Here is a 15,707-nt window from a genome sequence, read left to right as displayed (position 1 = left end):
GACGAATCATGCATTCACCCACTGGAGTTTTTAGCATGACTGATTCTGAAACCCGCCCCCCGCTCCCGCCCTTCACTCGCGAAACCGCATTGCTCAAGGTCCGGCTTGCCGAGGATGGCTGGAACACCCGTGATGCGCAAAAAGTGTCGCTGGCCTACACGCCCGACACCAAATGGCGAAACCGTGTCGACTTCGCCACCAACCGGGCCGAGGCCGCGGCATTCCTCACTCGCAAATGGAACAAGGAATTGGAGTACCGGCTGATCAAGGAACTGTGGGCTTTCACCGATAATCGCATCGCCGTGCGCTATGCCTATGAATGGCATGACGACTCCGGGAACTGGTTCCGCTCCTACGGAAACGAGAATTGGGAATTCGCTGAAAACGGTCTGATGGCGCACCGTTTTGCCTGCATCAACGACATGCCGATCAAGGAATCGGAACGCAAATTCCGCTGGCCGCTGGGACGCCGCCCTGATGACCATCCCGGCCTGTCCGAGCTGGGTCTGTAAGCGGTTTTCAGCCGCTGTCGGTTATGCAAGGACGCCTGTTTTTCCTGTGGCGATAGAGCTGGCTCCCTCGCCACAGGTTGTACTGCCAATGCCTTTCAGCGCTGCGCACCCGCCGCCGCATCAGGCGGAAAAATCCCCCCATGCGCCTGATAGGCAACCCCCCAGTCCTTCATCGCCCGCATGACCGGCGCCAGGGTCAGCCCCACCGCTGTCAGCGTGTATTCCACCCGAGGAGGCACCTGCGCGTAGACCTTGCGCTCGAGCACCCCGTGAGCTTCCAGCTCTCGCAGTTGCAGGGTCAGTGAGCGCTGGGTGATCCCCTCGCCTATCAGGTTTTTCAACTCGCCAAAGCGTTTGGTGCCGCTGAGCAAATGGTAAAGGACCAGCGGTTTCCACTTCCCTCCCGTCACCTCGAGCATCACCTTCACGCCACAGCGATAGGCTGTTTCCTCAGTCATTTGCGGCCCCATGGGTATACATTTTTTCCCTATATATCAGTGATGTGCGTACTTGTGAAATCACCCGGATCAGTGAACATGAAGCTGTTGGCACCCCCATAACGGACGGACACTTTGTATGAAAGCTGCGTATTACGATCATCAGGGAACAGCCCTCGACGTGTTGAAGATCGGTGATGTACCGACACCGGTTCCCGGCCCGGGAGAAGTCAGGGTCCGCGTCGCCATCTCCGGCGTGAACCCTAGCGACATCAAAGGCCGCAACGGCTTCAAGGGCGCCATGCCCTTCAAGCGCATCATTCCCCATCAGGACGGCGCTGGGGTCATCGACGCGGTGGGCGAAGGCGTCTCCCCATCCAGGATCGGCGAGCGGGTATGGATGTTCGAAGCTCAAACCGGTCGCCCGTTCGGAACCGCTGCCCAGTTCGTTGTGCTGCCCACCAGCAACGTGGTGCCGCTGGCCGACCACGTATCCTTCGAAACCGGCGCCAGCCTGGGCATCGCGGCGCTCACCGCGCACTACTGCCTGTTCGCCGATGGCGAGCTCAGCGGCAAAAGAGTACTGGTCCAGGGTGGCGCCGGTGTGGTCGGTGACGCGGCGGTTCAGTTGGCCAAATGGGCCGGCGCCTGGGTGGCGACCACCGTGCGCCATGACCAGGACCGCGACACGGCAAGAGCCGCGGGCGCAGACCTGGTCCTCAACCTGCGCCAGGACGATGTCAGCGCCGTGATCAACGCCGCGACCGATGGCCTCGGCGTCGACCGGATCGTCGAGGTGGACCCTGTCGCCAACCTGGGCATCGACACCGCGTGCCTGGCCAGGGGCGGCACCATCAGCGTCTACTCAGTGAACTCGCCAGACGCCGAGCTATCCATCCCCGTCCTGAAAGCCATGGGCAACTGTTCGGTGTTGCGCTTCGTGCTGGTCTACAACATTCCCGATGACGCCAAACGCCGGGCGATTCGCGACGTGACGTCGTGCCTCGCCCGGGGCGCGTACAGGCCTACGATCGGTCTGACCGTTCCACTGGACCAGATCGCCCAGGCCCATGACGCGCTGGATGCCCGCGACGTCAAGGGCAAGGTCTTGATCAGCGTGCACCCCTGAACAAAGGCTCACACCCGGAACTGCTTGACCGCCGAGTTCAGGCTCTCGCTCAGACTCGCCAGGTCCCGCGCGGTCTGGGCACCCTGTTGCGTTTCCTGGGCAACCGTTTCGACGGCCTGTGCAATCTGCTGGATGCTGCGATTGATCTCTTCGGACACCGTCGTTTGCTCGTTGGCGGCGCTGGCAATCTGTGTGTTCATCGTATTGATGGTTTCGATCTGGGTGGCGATCACCCGCAATGATGCGGTGGCATGCGCGGCCTGCTCACGGGTGATACTGCCGGCATCACTGGACTGCTTCATGGCGTTGACCGTATCGACCGTGCCTTGTTTAAGCCGGTCGATCATGGCCTGGATTTCCTGCGTGCTGGTTTGCGTACGGCCCGCAAGCGCACGCACCTCATCGGCAACCACGGCGAACCCGCGACCGGCCTCTCCGGCCCGCGCCGCTTCGATGGCCGCGTTGAGTGCCAGCAGGTTGGTCTGTTCGGCAATGGAACGAATGACACCCAGCACGCCGACAATCGAACCGACATCCTGCTGAAGATGGTCGAGCGATTCACCACTGATCCTGAGGTTGCCGACCAACGCATGGATATTGTCCACGCTGGCATCGACGACGCGGCTGGCGGACGCCCCTTCTCCTTCTGCCTGGCTCGCTGCCTGTGCCGCTTCTTCGGCGCTGCGGGCCACCTGCAGGGCCGCGGCGGACATCTGGTTGATGGCGGCAGCCACCTGTTCGGTTTCCTGACGTTGCATGTTCATGGCTTTCTCCGAGCGGCTGGCTTGTTCTGCAACATCCGTGATCAACACGTTGAGCTCCCGGGACATGTGGGTAATCTGCCGGACGAGGCCGTGGACTTTCTCTACGAAACGGTTGAAGGAGCTGGCCAGTTGCCCTGCCTCATCGTTCCTGAGCACCTGCAGCCGACGGGTGAGATCACCGTCACCGGCGGCCACTTCGTCCATCTCGGTCCTGAGCAGCTTGAGCGGTGCCAGCAGGGTTCGAACCAGCCAGGGCGCGAGCACGGCCAGCAACACCGACGACGCCACGGCCAGCCCCAGCATCAAGAGCATCAGTGGCTGGCCACGGGTTTTCACCTGATGGTCGATGTTGGCGAGCATCGGTTCGATGTCCTCCAGACTGAGGGCGGAACCGACAATCAGGTCCCACTTTTCCAGGTACAGGCCGTAACCGATCTTCAGCACCACGCGGTCGCTGTGGGGGACCGCTACGTTGTAGTTCTGGTAATGCGTGCCGTCCTTGGCCGCGCGGATCAAGTCGTTGACGATGTAAGTACCGTCGGCATCGCGAAAGTTCTTGAAGCTGTCGCCGACCATCAGGTCCTTGTCTGCCCAGAACACCCGGGTGCTGTTGCCGTCATAGCCGAAAAAATAGCCATCGGCGCCGTAATGGAGCGGCTTGAGGATGGCCACGGCTTTGTCACGCGCGGCCATGTCCCCCGGTGCAGACGCCGCGTAGAGGGGGGCAATGGCACTCTGGGCCACTTGCAACGCATGCTCCAGGGCAACTTTACGTTCGTTGATCAGGACGTCACGGGTTTGTTGGATTTGCTCATCCATGCTGCGCTGCAGCAAGGCAATGCCTACCGCCGTGAGCAGGCCGGCGATGAGTACGACGGGGACAATGCACAGCAAAACGAGTTTGGTACGAATGGAATGAATCATTTTTCGGCTCGGCTGAAGGACTTTGCATTCAGGCGCAGCCTCGAAAAACATCATCCGTGGCGGATGATGTTTAACGCAGGGCGGTGCCGGATAGTCAACGGTCCATGTTCGGCATGGTGACAACAGCAGCGTCCGTCAGAAACGAAAGACCGCCTGCAACCACAAACGGTCACCTTCGGAACGGTTCTCGACTTTCATCTCATGCTGCCACTTGGCTGCAAAACCCCATTGCGGCGTCTGGTACTTGACGGCCGGACCGATGGCAAAAACTTGCCCGCGGTTACCATCACCGTAAGTTTCACCGTTTTGTTCATCATCGGTCACTTGCTTGTACAAGTAACCGTTAACACCGACCTGCCACTCTTTAGTGACGTTGTAGCCAATGTTGTAGTCCGCGTTGAACTCATCTCCGGACTTATAGTTCGTCGCGTCATTCTTGGTGTTCATGAAGTAAACCATCTTGGAACTGACTTCCAGGTTATCGATCGGGTAAGCGGTAAACGAATACCACGGCCCGAAAGACCAGGTGTTGCGGCCTGGGTTGAACAGCCGGTCTTCGTCGTAAGAGCCAATCGGCGCCACGATGTCCAGCCCCAGCAACTGGTGGAAACGAGGCGTGCTCCAGCTCAGGATCAAGGGCACCATGGTCAGGTCGCCCATACCGTCCTGATGCTCGGTTCGATGCACGCGTCCGCGCGGGGTGTCCACATCGAAACTGATCGCGCCCTTGACCAGCGGCAATGCAAAGCGGCTCTCGACCTTGGCCCCGAACAGGGTCAGGTCCGAATACACATAATCCAGGCGAAGCGAGATGGCCTGAACATTCAAATCGAAGTTATGAATACCGGCCTTGTCATGCCCATCGCTGTCTTTGAGTGAGTTGGAAGTGTAGTCACTCAGGTACCAGAACGAAGTCAGCCCCGGGGGAGGCAACCTGCCCGATGCCACGGTATTGACGCCAACCGGATAAACACTGCCACCGCCTTCAGTTGCCTGAACATGAGCAGGAAGTACAGCGCCCGCCAATACCAGGGCGGCGATGTACTTGGATTCAGTGTTGGAGAATCGGACTGCAGGCCTCATTTTTTATACCTTCTTGTTATTTTTTATATCGGTCGCTACTGGCTTTTATTCGCCATTTTCCGGCAACACCAAGCCCTTCCCCGAAATGGAGAACATGCAAAGTCCTGGTGTTAAACCTGCCGATCGACAGTGATCGGCAGTCAAGTGCTTACATCAAGCGATGATGGTTTCCAGTTCGCCCAGACCTTCGATCCAGACTTTCAGAACATCGCCGCGGGCGAGGAATACGCCCTTTTCCATGCCCACGCCCGCCGGTGTGCCAGTCAGGATCACGTCACCGGGAAACAGCTCGACCCGCTGACTGAGGTACTCGATCTGATCGGCCACGCCGTACATGTGGTTGGAGGTGTTGGAGTCCTGCTCTATCGTGCCGTTACGCCACAGCTTGATAGCGAGCGCTTCCGGATCCTGCACAAATTGCGCCGGCGTCAGATAAGGGCCCAACGGGCAGGCGCCGTTGAAAACCTTGTGCCCGATCCAGTCAAACCGGAACGGCGAACTGGCATCGACCGCGTCGCGCACCAGGCTGTCGCGGGCCGACAGGTCGTTGGCACAGGTGTAGCCCGCAACATAATCGAGCGCCTTGTCCTTGCTGACCCGATAGGCCCGGCGACCGATCACCACCGCCAACTCGGCTTCCCAATCCAGCTTCTTGGTGCCTTCAGGCATCTCGACGATCTGCTTGTGCGCTGCCAGGCTGCCGCGACCGGCCTTGATGAAATGCCAAGGGGCGATCCCATCGCTGCGCGGATCAAGCGACAGTTTCATGTTGAAGGCACGGCCCATCGCCGCCACGTGATCCCGGTAATTGGCCCCCGCCGCATAGATGGTGCCCGGACGCTGCAACGGCGTGGCAAGCTCAAGTGCGTCAAGGTCCAGCCGATGTTCGTCGAAGCCTGCCGGGTTGTTGATGATGCCTTCAGCCAGCGCCTGAAGCTGCTCGTTGGCGCGCGCCCAGTCCTCCAGCAAGCCATCGATCGCAAGCACTGCAAGCTCGACCTGCGCCGAGGTCGCCACCCCACGCAAGTCATAGGCTTGATCGTTCACCCGCAGGCCCGTGGCTGGGGTGGCGGTGTCGGTCCGGTAGGCGAAAAGTTGATATTTCATAAGCGACCTTTTAAAGAAGCGAAGCGCGTTTATCCGAGAAGGTGACATGCACGGTGATACCGCCTTCCATGAGCATCCACTTGCGCACTTCCACCGCGAAAACACCGTTGGCGATGAAAGGGTCGGCCTGCACCAGGCGCTCGGCCTCGGCCTGGTCGGCCGCCCGCAGGATGGTCATGCCGCCCAGTTGCCCCGGCGCGTACTGGTCGGACACAAACGGCCCGGAAGCAAACAGCTCGCCACGGTTCTGCGCAGCGATCGCCCACTGCAAATGGGCACCGAGCAGCTCCGACATGCGGGTGAGGTCCTTGGGCGTACGAAAAGCCACGAACAACGGCTTGTTGAGCATGCCGGCAAGCAAGGCTTGCTCCGGGGTCATGTCAGCCATTGGCGAGCGCCTCGGTCAGGGCCATGCCGGGCGTCGCATCAAAGCCTTCCGGCACTTCGTAGTTCTGGGCAAAGTCTTCCTTGGGTGGGCCGACGGACCAGACGGCAGCCAACTCATGCGGACCGGCAGCGTTCAACGGCACCCAGTCGCTGTCGTCTTCAGGAATAACGTCGATGTCCCAGAAGTACTCCACCAGGCTGTTCCATGGATCACGGATGTAATGGAAGTAGTTGGAACCGCCGACATGGCGCCCGAGCCCGAAGGCACTGGTGTAGCCCTTGGCAACCAGGCTTTGTGCGCCCATTTCGATCTCGTCGATGTCCATCACCTCGAAACTCAGGTGATGCAGGCCACTGTGCGAGCTCTTGGCCAACCCCAGCGCATGGTGATCGCCGCCACAACCGAAACGCAGAAAGCCGAGAATATCGCCGGCGCGATCCGACACCTTCATGCCCAGCACTTGGGTATAGAACTGGATGGACTTGTCGACATCCGGGCTGAACTTGATCAGATGCCCCAGACGCAGAGGCGAGGCGACTCGCGAGGACGACTTCAGATCGCAGGCGCGCTGGCCGATGCGCCGATAACGGCCGTGGGTGTTCACCTCCGGCGTCGGGCGAGGTGCCGAAGGCGCGGCGACACCCTCGCACACATGCACCCAGTCATTGCTCGGATCGCGGAACCAGATGCCCTGGGAATCGATGTCGAAAGGCGCGTCTTCGAGTGCGACGTTGTGGCTCTTGAGGCTCTTGCGAACCTGTTTCATGCCTGCAGCATCGGTGCCATAGGCCACGTAGCTCAGGGTCTTTGGGCTACCCGGCATCAGGCGCACCTGATCCTGGCCCCGGCCCTTGCAACGCAGCACCAGATGCTCGCCCGAGACCCGGGCTTCCAGGCCGAAGGCCTCGTAAAACGCACGGCCGACTTCCAGATCGGGAACCGACAGACCAACGTGATGAAGAAAACGAATCATGGCTGCAGCTCCGTTACTTGATGGGGGAAAAAGGTGCGCCGGTCAACAGCTCGACCTGCTGCGACGTCACCATGTGCCCTGCCTTACCGAGGAATTCGTGCCATTTCGGATTGCTGGAAAGCGCCGCGCGACGTTGGGCGCGGTCCTCATAGCTGGAAAACCCCCAGATATGGATGACCCGGTTGACGTCGCCGGTTTCCGGTTTCAAGTAAGCGATGAGATTGCCCAACGCTGCGCTCTGGATTGACAGACCCTCGGCCTCATACATGCGAAGGAATTCATGCAGGGCGCCAGGCTTGAGTTGGTAAGTGCGTTGTTCAATAAGCATGTCGTTCACTCTTCTTGGGGACGTACACGGGAGTCGGCTTCAATGAGCTTGATCACGGCTGAGATATCTTCTTCACCCATGCCCAGGTCCAGGGCGCGGTTGAAATAGGATTGGGCGGCACTGAACAGCGGTGACGCGCAGCCCAGGTCTGCGGACATGTCACCGGCCATTTTCAGGTATTTTTCCAGGGTCACCAGCGGCCCGGGGGCAGGCTGGAATTGACGGCTGGCCATCATCGGTGCGCGCACGGTGAACATCGTCGAACCGCCGGCACTCTGGCGAATGACTTCGACGACCTTCTCGGCACTGAAACCGGCTCTGACGCCCAGGTTCAAGGCTTCGGCAGCCGCCAGCGTATGGATGGTCAGCAGGTAGTTGGCGATCAGCTTCATCGCCACGGCACTGCCGAATTCACCGATACGGAATTGAATGTCGGCGATGGCGCTGAGCACCGGCTGGCAGTGCTCGATCAACGACTCGTCACCGCCCAGGAACAGCGAAGCCTTGCGCGCCAGCACCAGCGGTGGAGACCCGCTGACCTCCGCTTCGAGCACCCTGGCGCCCTTGCTTTCGATCCGCTGGGCCCACTGCACTTTGAACTCGCGCTGATAGGTGCCCATTTCAATCAGGGTATGGCCCGGGCGCAGTGCATCGAGCAACCCATTGGGGCCTTCCATGACTTCGTTCTGCGCTTCTTCACCGGGCAGGCAGGTAAGGATGAAGTCCGACTCGGCAGCGACCTGGGCCGGGTTGTCCAGGGCAATGCCACCCAGTTCCACAAAACATTCACGGTCGCGGCGACGATAACCCACCACGCGAAAACCGGCGGCGAGCAGATTGGTGGCGATGGGCAGGCCGAGTTGGCCGATGCCCACCATACCGATGGTGATAGCACTCATTGTGAGCTTCTCTTGTTGTTATTCTTGCCCGTGAACACCACGGGCGTCATTGACTGCTAAGTTAGGCGCCGCCGGTGTCGAGAACAAATAGCCTGAGTTATTTATAAGTAGTAATCAGAGTGATACGAGGCGCTGCAATGAAGGATCTGAACCTGCTGTTTACGTTCGAGGCACTGTGGCGCGACCACTCGGTGTCCATTGCAGCGGAGAACCTGGGCGTGACTCAAGGCGCGGTCAGCAGCTCGCTCAAGCGCCTGCGTCAGGAATACGGTGACAAGCTGTTCGCCGTGGTGGGTCGGCGCATGGAACCCACGCCGTTCGCCGTACAGATCGCCCCTACCCTGCTCGATGCGCTGGATCTGGTCCGCGAGGCCCAGAGCCGCGCACTGGAGTTCGCCCCGCACCACTGCCGCAAGGTCTTCACCCTGCGTACACGGGACATTGGCGAGGCGGTCTGCCTGCCGACGATCCTCAAGCTGTTGCAGGCCGAGGCGCCGATGAGTCGCATCACCACCGTGGCCAGCCCTGTCGAGGAAACCTTGAGTGGCTTGTCCACCGGACGCATCGACCTGGCGATCGGTTACCTGCCGACCCTGAAGACCGACATCCACCGAACCGTCGTGTCCTCGCAACAGTACGTGTGCGCGCTGCGCAGCGGACACCCGTTGGCCAATGAGGAGCTGACACTGGAACGGTTCCTGAAACAGCAGCACCTGCTGGTCGAGACCGGAGGCACCGGGCACGTGTTGCTCGAGCGCGCGCTGATAGAGGCCGGCGCCCGCAACAACATCGGCCTGCGCATCCCGCAGTACCTGTCGGCCCCCTACCTGTTGCTGGAATCGGACATGCTGTGGGTGGTGCCCGCGGTGCTGGGCAAGACGCTTTCACGGCACTTCCCGTTGCTGCTCAAACCGTTGCCACTGGTGCTGCCGGAATTCGACATTGCGCTGTATTGGCACGACCGCTTTCATCGTGATCCACAGAACAAGTGGTTTCGCGAAATGGTCGCCAGCGCATTGCGTCAGTCGCTGCAGGACTGAGCGCCGCTCAGGCTTCGGAAAACAGCTCGAACATCAGCTGTCGCAACCAGCGGTTGGCCGGATCGCGGTGATAACGGGCATGCCAGAGCATGTTGATGGTGAATTCGGGGATGTCCACCGGGTGCGGCAATGCCGTCAGCCCGAAATGATCCAGGTTCACCGTGGCGTAGCGCTCAGGCACCGTCGCGAGCAAATCGGTGTGCTTGAGGATATGGCCCATCGCGGCAAAGTGCGGGACTTCAAGGCGAATGGAACGCTGGATGCCCAGCCGCATCATCAGGGCATCCGCCTCACCGTGCCCCGTATTCGCAGCGACGACCCGCACATGTCCATAGGCGCAGAACCGCTCCAGGGTCAGCGGTTCCCGGGTGGCCGGATGGTCCTTGCGGCACAGGCACACGTAATGCTGGCGCATCAGCCTGCGTTGAAAAAAGCCCGCCCGCAGTTGCGGGATCAACCCGATCGCCACATCCACCGTACCGTTCTGCAAGTCCTCGTTGAGGCTCATCGCGTTATCGCGAACCGTGCTGATGACACAGCCCGGGGCCAGGCGCGCCAGCGCGTCCATCAGCCGTGGTATCAGGTAAATCTCACCGATGTCCGTCATGGCCACCGTGAACTTCCTGACACTGCTCATGGGGTCGAACGAATTGGCCCGGCTGAAGGCGTCACGCAAGGTGTCCATGGCCTGCAGCACCGGTTCGGCCAATTGTTCGGCATAGGGCGTGGGCTGCATGCCGTGGTAGGTGCGCACGAACAGATCGTCACCCAACGCCGCTCGCAGGCGCTTGAGAGCGTTGCTGACCGCAGGCTGTGTCAGCCCGAGATTTTCCGCCGCGGTGGACACGCGACGGTCGAGCAACAGTTGGTTGAAAACCACCAGCAGGTTCAAATCCAGATCATGCAGTTCCATCGGCCATCGCTCTGATTCGGTACGGGAAAGGCTGAAAAGTAATATTCAGAGTGGTGATAGATCTTATACGGGTCAGTGCATTTATCAATGTCACTGCGTTACTCATGATGGTTTCCACAACAAGAATTTCCGTCATGGGTAACCAAGCATGAATAACAAAAGCACTACTCCAGCCCTGCGCATCGGGATTGTCGGCGGCGGTATTTCCGGCGTCGCCCTGGCTTTGGATCTCTGCCGCAACAGCGACGTCGATGTCCAGTTGTTCGAAGCGGCACCGGCCTTCGGTGAAGTGGGTGCCGGTGTCGCCTTCGGCGCCAACTCGGTGCGCGCCCTGGATGGCCTGGGTATCGGCGACGCCTATCGCAAAATCGAAGACCGCACGCCCGCCCCGTGGGAAGACGTATGGTTCGAATGGCGTCACGGCACGGGTGAATCCAAGTACCTGGCAACCACCGTCATGCCAGGCATGGGCCAGTCTTCGGTGCACCGGGCCGACTTCCTCGATGTGCTGACCACCCACCTGCCTGCCGGCATCGCACAGTTCAACAAGCGCGCCGTAGGCGTCGAACAGAACGGCAACGAAGCCCGCGTTCTGTTTGCCGATGGCACCGACTACCGTTGCGACCTGCTGATCGCCGCGGACGGCATCAAATCGGCGCTGCGCGCCCACGTGCTCGAAGGCATCAAGGCGCAACCGGCTGAACCGCGTTTCACCGGCACCTGCGCTTATCGCGGCATGATCGACAGCGATACCCTGCGCGACGCCTACCGTGCCAAGGGCCTCAATACCCATCTGGTGGACGTGCCTCAGATGTACCTGGTCAAGGACGGCCACATCCTGACCTTCCCGGTGAAACAGGGCCGCATCATCAACGTGGTGGCGTTCCTCTCCGACCGCTCCACCGATACCCCGCAATGGCCGGCCGATGCGCCCTGGGTGCGCAAGACCACTCAGGCGCAGATGCTCGAGGATTTCGCCGAATGGGGCGAGGCCGCCCGCACGCTGCTCGAATGCATTCCCGAGCCGACCTACTGGGCACTGCACGATCTGGCCGAACTGCCCGGCTACGTGCACAACCGTGTGGTGCTGATCGGTGATGCGGCCCACGCCATGTTGCCGCACCAGGGTGCCGGCGCCGGGCAAGGCCTGGAAGACGCTTACTTTTTGGCACGCCTGTTGGGCGATTCGCGCCTGAGCGCCGACAACCTCCCCGCCGTGCTGGCCACTTACGACGAACTGCGCCGGCCACGGGCGTGCAAGGTTCAACGCACCTCCTGGCAAGCGGGCGAGCTGTACGAGATGCGCGATCCGGAAGTCGGTGATGACGAACAGGCCCTGGCGGCCAAACTGGAAAGCCGCTTCAACTGGTTGTGGCACCACGACCCGGAAACCGACGTGGTCGAGGCGCGCGCGCGTCTGGGCTGGGGGCTGCCGTCAGACGCATCCTGACCGTCGGCCGCTCACACCGGGGTGCGCCCGCGCGACACCCCGGCTCACATAACAATTACAAGAAGAGCCATGCCATGCGAACAATCGACGTAGCCGCCCTGCTCGACGGGGCGCGATTCAACGCCTTCCATGCCCGCCTGCTGTTCTGGGGCGCATTGATCATTATTTTCGACGGTTACGACCTGGTCATCTACGGCGTGGTGCTGCCGGCCCTGATGAAAGATTGGGGCCTGAGTGCGTTGCAGGCCGGCCTGCTGGGCAGCTGTGCGCTGCTGGGGATGATGGTCGGCGCGCTGTTCTTCGGGCAGTTGTCCGACCGCATCGGCCGCCGCAAGACCATCACCCTGTGCGTCTTGCTGTTCAGCGGCATTACAGTGATCAATGGTTTTGCCCGCACCCCTGAAGCGTTCGGCTTGATGCGTTTTCTTGCCGGCATCGGCATCGGCGGCGTCATGCCCAACGTCATCGCCCTGATGAACGAGTACGCGCCCAAAAAACTGCGCGGCACGCTGATCGCCGTGATGTTTACCGGCTACTCGGTGGGCGGCATGCTTTCCGCCGGCCTCGGCATGTGGCTGATTCCCCTGCATGGATGGTCCTCGGTGTTCTTCGTCGCCGGCGTGCCGCTGCTGGTGTTGCCGCTGATGGTCCGGCAGTTGCCCGAGTCGATCAACTTTGTCCTGCGCAAGGGCCAGGGTACCGCTGCCCGGCGCCTGCTGCAGCGGGCGGTGCCAGACTACCAGTCGCTCAGGGATGACGATCTGCGCCGCGAAGCGGGCCAGGCGCCCAAAGTCTCGGTGATGCAGATCTTTCAGGACGGCCGACTGATCAACACCCTGCTGCTCTGGCTGGCGTTCTGCTGCAGCCTGCTGATGATTTATGGCATCAGCGCCTGGTTGCCCAAATTGATGAACACCGCCGGTTACGGGATCAACTCCAGCATCGGCTTTTTGCTGGTACTCAATTTCGGTGCGATCTTCGGTTCGCTGTTTGGCGGCTGGCTGGCCGACCGCTTCGGCCTGGGGCGCGTGCTGGTGTGCTTCCTGGCCGCCAGCGCGCTGGTGCTTGGCTTGATGGCGGTGAAAGCGCCGCTGGCGGTGTTGTATGTGTTGATCGCCATCGCGGGCGGTGGCACCACGGGCGCACAGATCCTGGCCAACGCCTTTGCGGTGCAGTACTACCCCGCGCACATCCGCTCTACCGGTTTGGGCTGGGCCATGGGGATCGGCCGGGTCGGCGCGATCATCGGCCCGATGCTGGGGGCCGCCATGCACGCCGCCGAACTGCCGTTGCAGTTTTCCTTCCTGGCCTTCGCTGTGCCTGGACTGATCGGTGCGGCGGCCATCGGCGTTTTCCTGCTCCGGGTCAACCGCAAGCGCCCGACGCCTGTGGACGTGGACGTGGACGTGGACGTGGACGTGGACACCGCGAGCGTGTCACAGCCCTCCTCTGCCCCGCCCCATCCTTGATGAACCCTCAATTTTCCAATCCTGCCCGTGGAAGCCGGTATGACACTTGCCAACATCGAAAGCATCGAAACGATCCTCGTCGACCTGCCGACGGTTCGCCCGCACAAGCTGGCGATGCACACCATTTCTCAGCAAACGCTGGTCATCATCCGCCTGCGCTGCAGCGACGGCATTGAAGGCCTGGGCGAATCCACCACCGTCGGTGGCCTGTCGTACGCCAACGAAAGCCCTGAGAGCATCAAGACCAATATCGACACCCACCTGGCGCCCGCCTTGATCGGCATGGACGCGAGCAACCTCAATGCCGCCATGCAACGCCTGGATCGGGTCGCCAAAGGCAACACCTTTGCCAAATCCGGCCTGGAGAGCGCGCTGCTCGATGCACAGGGCAAGCGCCAGGGCGTGGCGGTCAGTGAACTGCTCGGCGGTCGGGTGCGCGACAGCCTGGAGGTCGGTTGGGTACTGGCCAGCGGCGACACCGCCAAAGACATTGCCGAGGCCGAGCATTTTCTCGATGTGCGTCGTCATCGCATCTTCAAGGTCAAGATCGGCGCCAATCCGCTGGAGCAGGACCTCAAGCATGTGATCGCGATCAAGCAGGCGCTGGGCGAGCGGGCGAGCGTGCGGGTCGATGTCAATCAGTACTGGGACGAGGCGCAGGCGATTCGCGGTTGCCAGGTCTTGGGCGACAACGGCATCGACCTGATCGAGCAACCGATTTCACGGATCAACCGCGCCGGCCAAGTGCGCCTGAACCAGCGCAGCCCGGCACCGATCATGGCCGACGAGTCGATCGAATCGGTCGAAGACGCCTTCAGCCTGGCAGCAGACGGCGCGGCCAGCGTGTTTGCCCTGAAGATCGCCAAGAACGGCGGCCCCCGCGCGGTGCTGCGGACCGCACAGATCGCTGAAGCGGCGGGCATCGCCCTGTATGGCGCGACCATGCTCGAAGGCGCCATCGGCACCCTGGCCTCGGCCCACGCGTTTGTGACCTTGAGAAAACTCGCCTGGGGCACCGAGCTGTTCGGTCCGCTGTTGCTGACCGAAGAAATTGTCAGCGAGCCACCGGTCTACCGAAATTTTGAACTGCACGTACCCAACAAACCCGGCCTGGGCCTGAGCCTGGATGAAGAGCGCCTGGCGCTGTTTCGTCGCAAGTGATGCGTGGCCGCACCCGAAACAAAAAAAAGAGGAACCCGCAAATGACCGTAAAAATCAGCCACACCGCTCAAGTGCACGACCTGATCAAGGAAGCCGCCGGCTTCAACAATGAGCAGGGCAACCCGCGCCTCAAGCAACTGATGCACCGCCTGATCAGTGATGTGTTCAAGACCATCGAAGACCTGGAAGTCACCGAGGACGAGTTCTGGCTGGCAGTGGACCGTTTGAACAAGGTCGGCGCGCACACCGAGTTCGGTCTGTTGCTGCCAGGCCTGAGCATGGAGCACTTCATGGACTTGCTGCAGGATGCCCGGGACGAGCAGGCCGGGCTCACCGGCGGCACCCCGCGCACCATCGAGGGTCCTCTGTACGTGGCCAACGCACCGCTCAGCGAAGGCTTTGCGCGGATGGATGACGGCAGCGAAGACGATGTCGGGACGCCGCTGTTCATCAATGGCAAGGTCACCAATACCGAGGGCAAACCGGTCGCTGGGGCGATCGTCGACCTCTGGCACGCCAACACCAACGGCACCTACTCGTACTTCGATCAGAGCCAGTCAGCGTTCAACCTGCGTCGGAGGATCAAGACCGATGCCCAGGGCCGCTATAGCGCGCGCAGCATCATCCCCAGCGGCTATGGTGTCGACCCACAGGGCCCTACACAGGAATGCCTGAGCGCGCTGGGTCGCCACGGTCAACGCCCGGCGCACATCCATGTGTTCGTATCCGCACCGCAGCATCGGCACCTGACCAGCCAGATCAACCTGGACGGCGACCAATACCTGTGGGACGACTTCGCCTATGCCACCCGCGACGGGCTGGTGGGCGTGGCCCGTCTGGTGAATGATGCCGAAACATCCAAAGCCCACGGCCTGGACGGCCGCCAGTTTGCCGAACTGGCGTTCGACTTCGTGCTCCAACCGGCCGCCACCCCGGACGACGAACAACGCAGCCAACGCCCTCGCGTCGGACAGTGAAGCGCTAGCGAGTACCCCGCCACATTCAACACCGCTGTGCCTGCCCCAGCGCCATCGCTGGCAGGCCAGCGCCCACAGGGATTTTCGTCGTTCACAATATCTGCGTGCACCCGAGGACCCTGTGGGAGCTGGCTTGCCAGCGAAAGCGGCGGC

Annotated in this window: 16 protein-coding genes and 1 pseudogene; 7 read left to right on the top strand and 10 right to left on the bottom strand. The window is 61.3% G+C overall.

Features of this window, described 5'->3' with window-relative positions; genetic code table 11:
- Positions 1 to 35 precede the first annotated feature (35 nt).
- Entirely contained in the window at positions 36 to 512 is a 477-nt protein-coding gene (locus B0W55_RS25160; protein ID WP_077048616.1) for a nuclear transport factor 2 family protein, read from the top strand.
- A 95-nt stretch (positions 513 to 607) separates the two neighbouring features.
- Here the strand turns inward: B0W55_RS25160 and B0W55_RS25155 are convergent, their stop codons facing one another.
- The gene (locus tag B0W55_RS25155; RefSeq protein WP_139340973.1) at positions 608 to 970 is read right to left on the bottom strand and encodes a helix-turn-helix domain-containing protein; all 363 of its coding nucleotides are present in this window, start codon (positions 968 to 970) and stop codon (positions 608 to 610) included.
- A gap of 118 nt (positions 971 to 1,088) precedes the next feature.
- Between B0W55_RS25155 and B0W55_RS25150 the strand changes: the two genes are divergently transcribed.
- On the top strand, positions 1,089 to 2,078 hold the full coding sequence (locus tag B0W55_RS25150) for an NADPH:quinone reductase (RefSeq protein WP_077048614.1): 990 nt from the start codon (positions 1,089 to 1,091) through the stop codon (positions 2,076 to 2,078).
- A gap of 8 nt (positions 2,079 to 2,086) precedes the next feature.
- On the opposite strand, the gene B0W55_RS31705 is transcribed toward B0W55_RS25150, so the two are convergent.
- The 8 genes and pseudogenes from B0W55_RS31705 to B0W55_RS25115 all read right to left on the bottom strand — a co-directional run bounded on the left by B0W55_RS31705 (position 2,087) and on the right by B0W55_RS25115 (position 8,544).
- On the bottom strand, positions 2,087 to 2,836 hold the full coding sequence (locus tag B0W55_RS31705) for a methyl-accepting chemotaxis protein (RefSeq protein WP_371807295.1): 750 nt from the start codon (positions 2,834 to 2,836) through the stop codon (positions 2,087 to 2,089).
- A gap of 108 nt (positions 2,837 to 2,944) precedes the next feature.
- Positions 2,945 to 3,661 (bottom strand): annotated as a pseudogene (locus tag B0W55_RS31700) (cache domain-containing protein); the annotation flags it as partial.
- Positions 3,662 to 3,901: 240 nt separating this feature from the next.
- On the bottom strand, positions 3,902 to 4,849 hold the full coding sequence (locus B0W55_RS25140; protein ID WP_077048613.1) for a transporter: 948 nt from the start codon (positions 4,847 to 4,849) through the stop codon (positions 3,902 to 3,904).
- Between the two features lie 153 nt (positions 4,850 to 5,002).
- Positions 5,003 to 5,956, bottom strand: coding sequence for a fumarylacetoacetate hydrolase family protein (locus B0W55_RS25135; RefSeq protein WP_077048612.1), 954 nt, complete (start codon positions 5,954 to 5,956; stop codon positions 5,003 to 5,005).
- Positions 5,957 to 5,966: 10 nt separating this feature from the next.
- Positions 5,967 to 6,344 carry a YciI family protein gene (locus tag B0W55_RS25130; protein ID WP_077048611.1) on the bottom strand — a complete coding sequence of 126 codons (378 nt, stop codon included), beginning with the start codon at positions 6,342 to 6,344 and terminating at the stop codon, positions 5,967 to 5,969.
- Positions 6,337 to 7,317 (bottom strand): VOC family protein, encoded by a 981-nt coding sequence (locus tag B0W55_RS25125; RefSeq protein ID WP_077048610.1) that lies wholly within the window; start codon positions 7,315 to 7,317, stop codon positions 6,337 to 6,339. Before B0W55_RS25125 ends, B0W55_RS25130 begins: the two co-directional genes overlap by 8 nt.
- A gap of 13 nt (positions 7,318 to 7,330) precedes the next feature.
- A complete protein-coding gene (locus B0W55_RS25120; protein ID WP_077048609.1) occupies positions 7,331 to 7,645 on the bottom strand; it encodes an NIPSNAP family protein in 315 nt (104 codons plus the stop codon).
- A gap of 5 nt (positions 7,646 to 7,650) precedes the next feature.
- On the bottom strand, positions 7,651 to 8,544 hold the full coding sequence (locus B0W55_RS25115; RefSeq protein WP_077048608.1) for an NAD(P)-dependent oxidoreductase: 894 nt from the start codon (positions 8,542 to 8,544) through the stop codon (positions 7,651 to 7,653).
- Between the two features lie 137 nt (positions 8,545 to 8,681).
- Here B0W55_RS25115 and B0W55_RS25110 point away from each other — a divergent pair, with 137 nt between their 5' ends.
- Entirely contained in the window at positions 8,682 to 9,584 is a 903-nt protein-coding gene (locus B0W55_RS25110) for a LysR family transcriptional regulator (RefSeq protein WP_077048607.1), read from the top strand.
- Positions 9,585 to 9,591: 7 nt separating this feature from the next.
- Here B0W55_RS25110 and B0W55_RS25105 read toward each other — a convergent pair whose 3' ends face one another.
- On the bottom strand, positions 9,592 to 10,497 hold the full coding sequence (locus tag B0W55_RS25105; RefSeq protein WP_077048606.1) for a LysR family transcriptional regulator: 906 nt from the start codon (positions 10,495 to 10,497) through the stop codon (positions 9,592 to 9,594).
- 148 nt (positions 10,498 to 10,645) lie between these two features.
- Here B0W55_RS25105 and salA point away from each other — a divergent pair, with 148 nt between their 5' ends.
- From salA to catA, 4 genes are all read left to right on the top strand, one after another.
- On the top strand, positions 10,646 to 11,947 hold the full coding sequence (gene salA, locus B0W55_RS25100) for a salicylate 1-monooxygenase (RefSeq protein ID WP_077048605.1): 1,302 nt from the start codon (positions 10,646 to 10,648) through the stop codon (positions 11,945 to 11,947).
- 74 nt (positions 11,948 to 12,021) lie between these two features.
- Positions 12,022 to 13,416, top strand: coding sequence for an aromatic acid/H+ symport family MFS transporter (locus B0W55_RS25095; protein ID WP_083743227.1), 1,395 nt, complete (start codon positions 12,022 to 12,024; stop codon positions 13,414 to 13,416).
- A gap of 39 nt (positions 13,417 to 13,455) precedes the next feature.
- A complete protein-coding gene (locus B0W55_RS25090) occupies positions 13,456 to 14,577 on the top strand; it encodes a muconate cycloisomerase family protein (RefSeq protein ID WP_077048604.1) in 1,122 nt (373 codons plus the stop codon).
- Positions 14,578 to 14,618: 41 nt separating this feature from the next.
- Positions 14,619 to 15,554, top strand: a complete 936-nt coding sequence (gene catA / locus B0W55_RS25085; protein WP_077048603.1) for a catechol 1,2-dioxygenase — start codon at positions 14,619 to 14,621, stop codon at positions 15,552 to 15,554.
- The last annotated feature ends 153 nt before the right edge of the window (positions 15,555 to 15,707 follow it).

Source organism: Pseudomonas sp. KK4, from assembly GCF_001984065.1.
Classification (GTDB): domain Bacteria; phylum Pseudomonadota; class Gammaproteobacteria; order Pseudomonadales; family Pseudomonadaceae; genus Aquipseudomonas.
Note: the sequence above shows the minus strand (reverse complement) of the source record. Positions and strands in the feature narration are given on the sequence as shown.

What these genes read in the sequence shown, in the direction of transcription:
- B0W55_RS31705 (WP_371807295.1), bottom strand. Translation starts at nt 2,836, where the DNA reads ATGCAACGTCAGGAAACCGAACAGGTGGCTGCCGCCATCAACCAGATG.
- B0W55_RS25090 (WP_077048604.1), top strand. Translation starts at nt 13,456, where the DNA reads ATGACACTTGCCAACATCGAAAGCATCGAAACGATCCTCGTCGACCTG.
- catA (WP_077048603.1), top strand. Translation starts at nt 14,619, where the DNA reads ATGACCGTAAAAATCAGCCACACCGCTCAAGTGCACGACCTGATCAAG.
- B0W55_RS25120 (WP_077048609.1), bottom strand. Translation starts at nt 7,645, where the DNA reads ATGCTTATTGAACAACGCACTTACCAACTCAAGCCTGGCGCCCTGCAT.
- B0W55_RS25150 (WP_077048614.1), top strand. Translation starts at nt 1,089, where the DNA reads ATGAAAGCTGCGTATTACGATCATCAGGGAACAGCCCTCGACGTGTTG.
- B0W55_RS25115 (WP_077048608.1), bottom strand. Translation starts at nt 8,544, where the DNA reads ATGAGTGCTATCACCATCGGTATGGTGGGCATCGGCCAACTCGGCCTG.
- B0W55_RS25155 (WP_139340973.1), bottom strand. Translation starts at nt 970, where the DNA reads ATGACTGAGGAAACAGCCTATCGCTGTGGCGTGAAGGTGATGCTCGAG.
- B0W55_RS25160 (WP_077048616.1), top strand. Translation starts at nt 36, where the DNA reads ATGACTGATTCTGAAACCCGCCCCCCGCTCCCGCCCTTCACTCGCGAA.
- B0W55_RS25095 (WP_083743227.1), top strand. Translation starts at nt 12,022, where the DNA reads ATGCGAACAATCGACGTAGCCGCCCTGCTCGACGGGGCGCGATTCAAC.
- B0W55_RS25135 (WP_077048612.1), bottom strand. Translation starts at nt 5,956, where the DNA reads ATGAAATATCAACTTTTCGCCTACCGGACCGACACCGCCACCCCAGCC.
- B0W55_RS25105 (WP_077048606.1), bottom strand. Translation starts at nt 10,497, where the DNA reads ATGGAACTGCATGATCTGGATTTGAACCTGCTGGTGGTTTTCAACCAA.
- salA (WP_077048605.1), top strand. Translation starts at nt 10,646, where the DNA reads ATGAATAACAAAAGCACTACTCCAGCCCTGCGCATCGGGATTGTCGGC.
- B0W55_RS25125 (WP_077048610.1), bottom strand. Translation starts at nt 7,317, where the DNA reads ATGATTCGTTTTCTTCATCACGTTGGTCTGTCGGTTCCCGATCTGGAA.
- B0W55_RS25110 (WP_077048607.1), top strand. Translation starts at nt 8,682, where the DNA reads ATGAAGGATCTGAACCTGCTGTTTACGTTCGAGGCACTGTGGCGCGAC.
- B0W55_RS25140 (WP_077048613.1), bottom strand. Translation starts at nt 4,849, where the DNA reads ATGAGGCCTGCAGTCCGATTCTCCAACACTGAATCCAAGTACATCGCC.
- B0W55_RS25130 (WP_077048611.1), bottom strand. Translation starts at nt 6,344, where the DNA reads ATGGCTGACATGACCCCGGAGCAAGCCTTGCTTGCCGGCATGCTCAAC.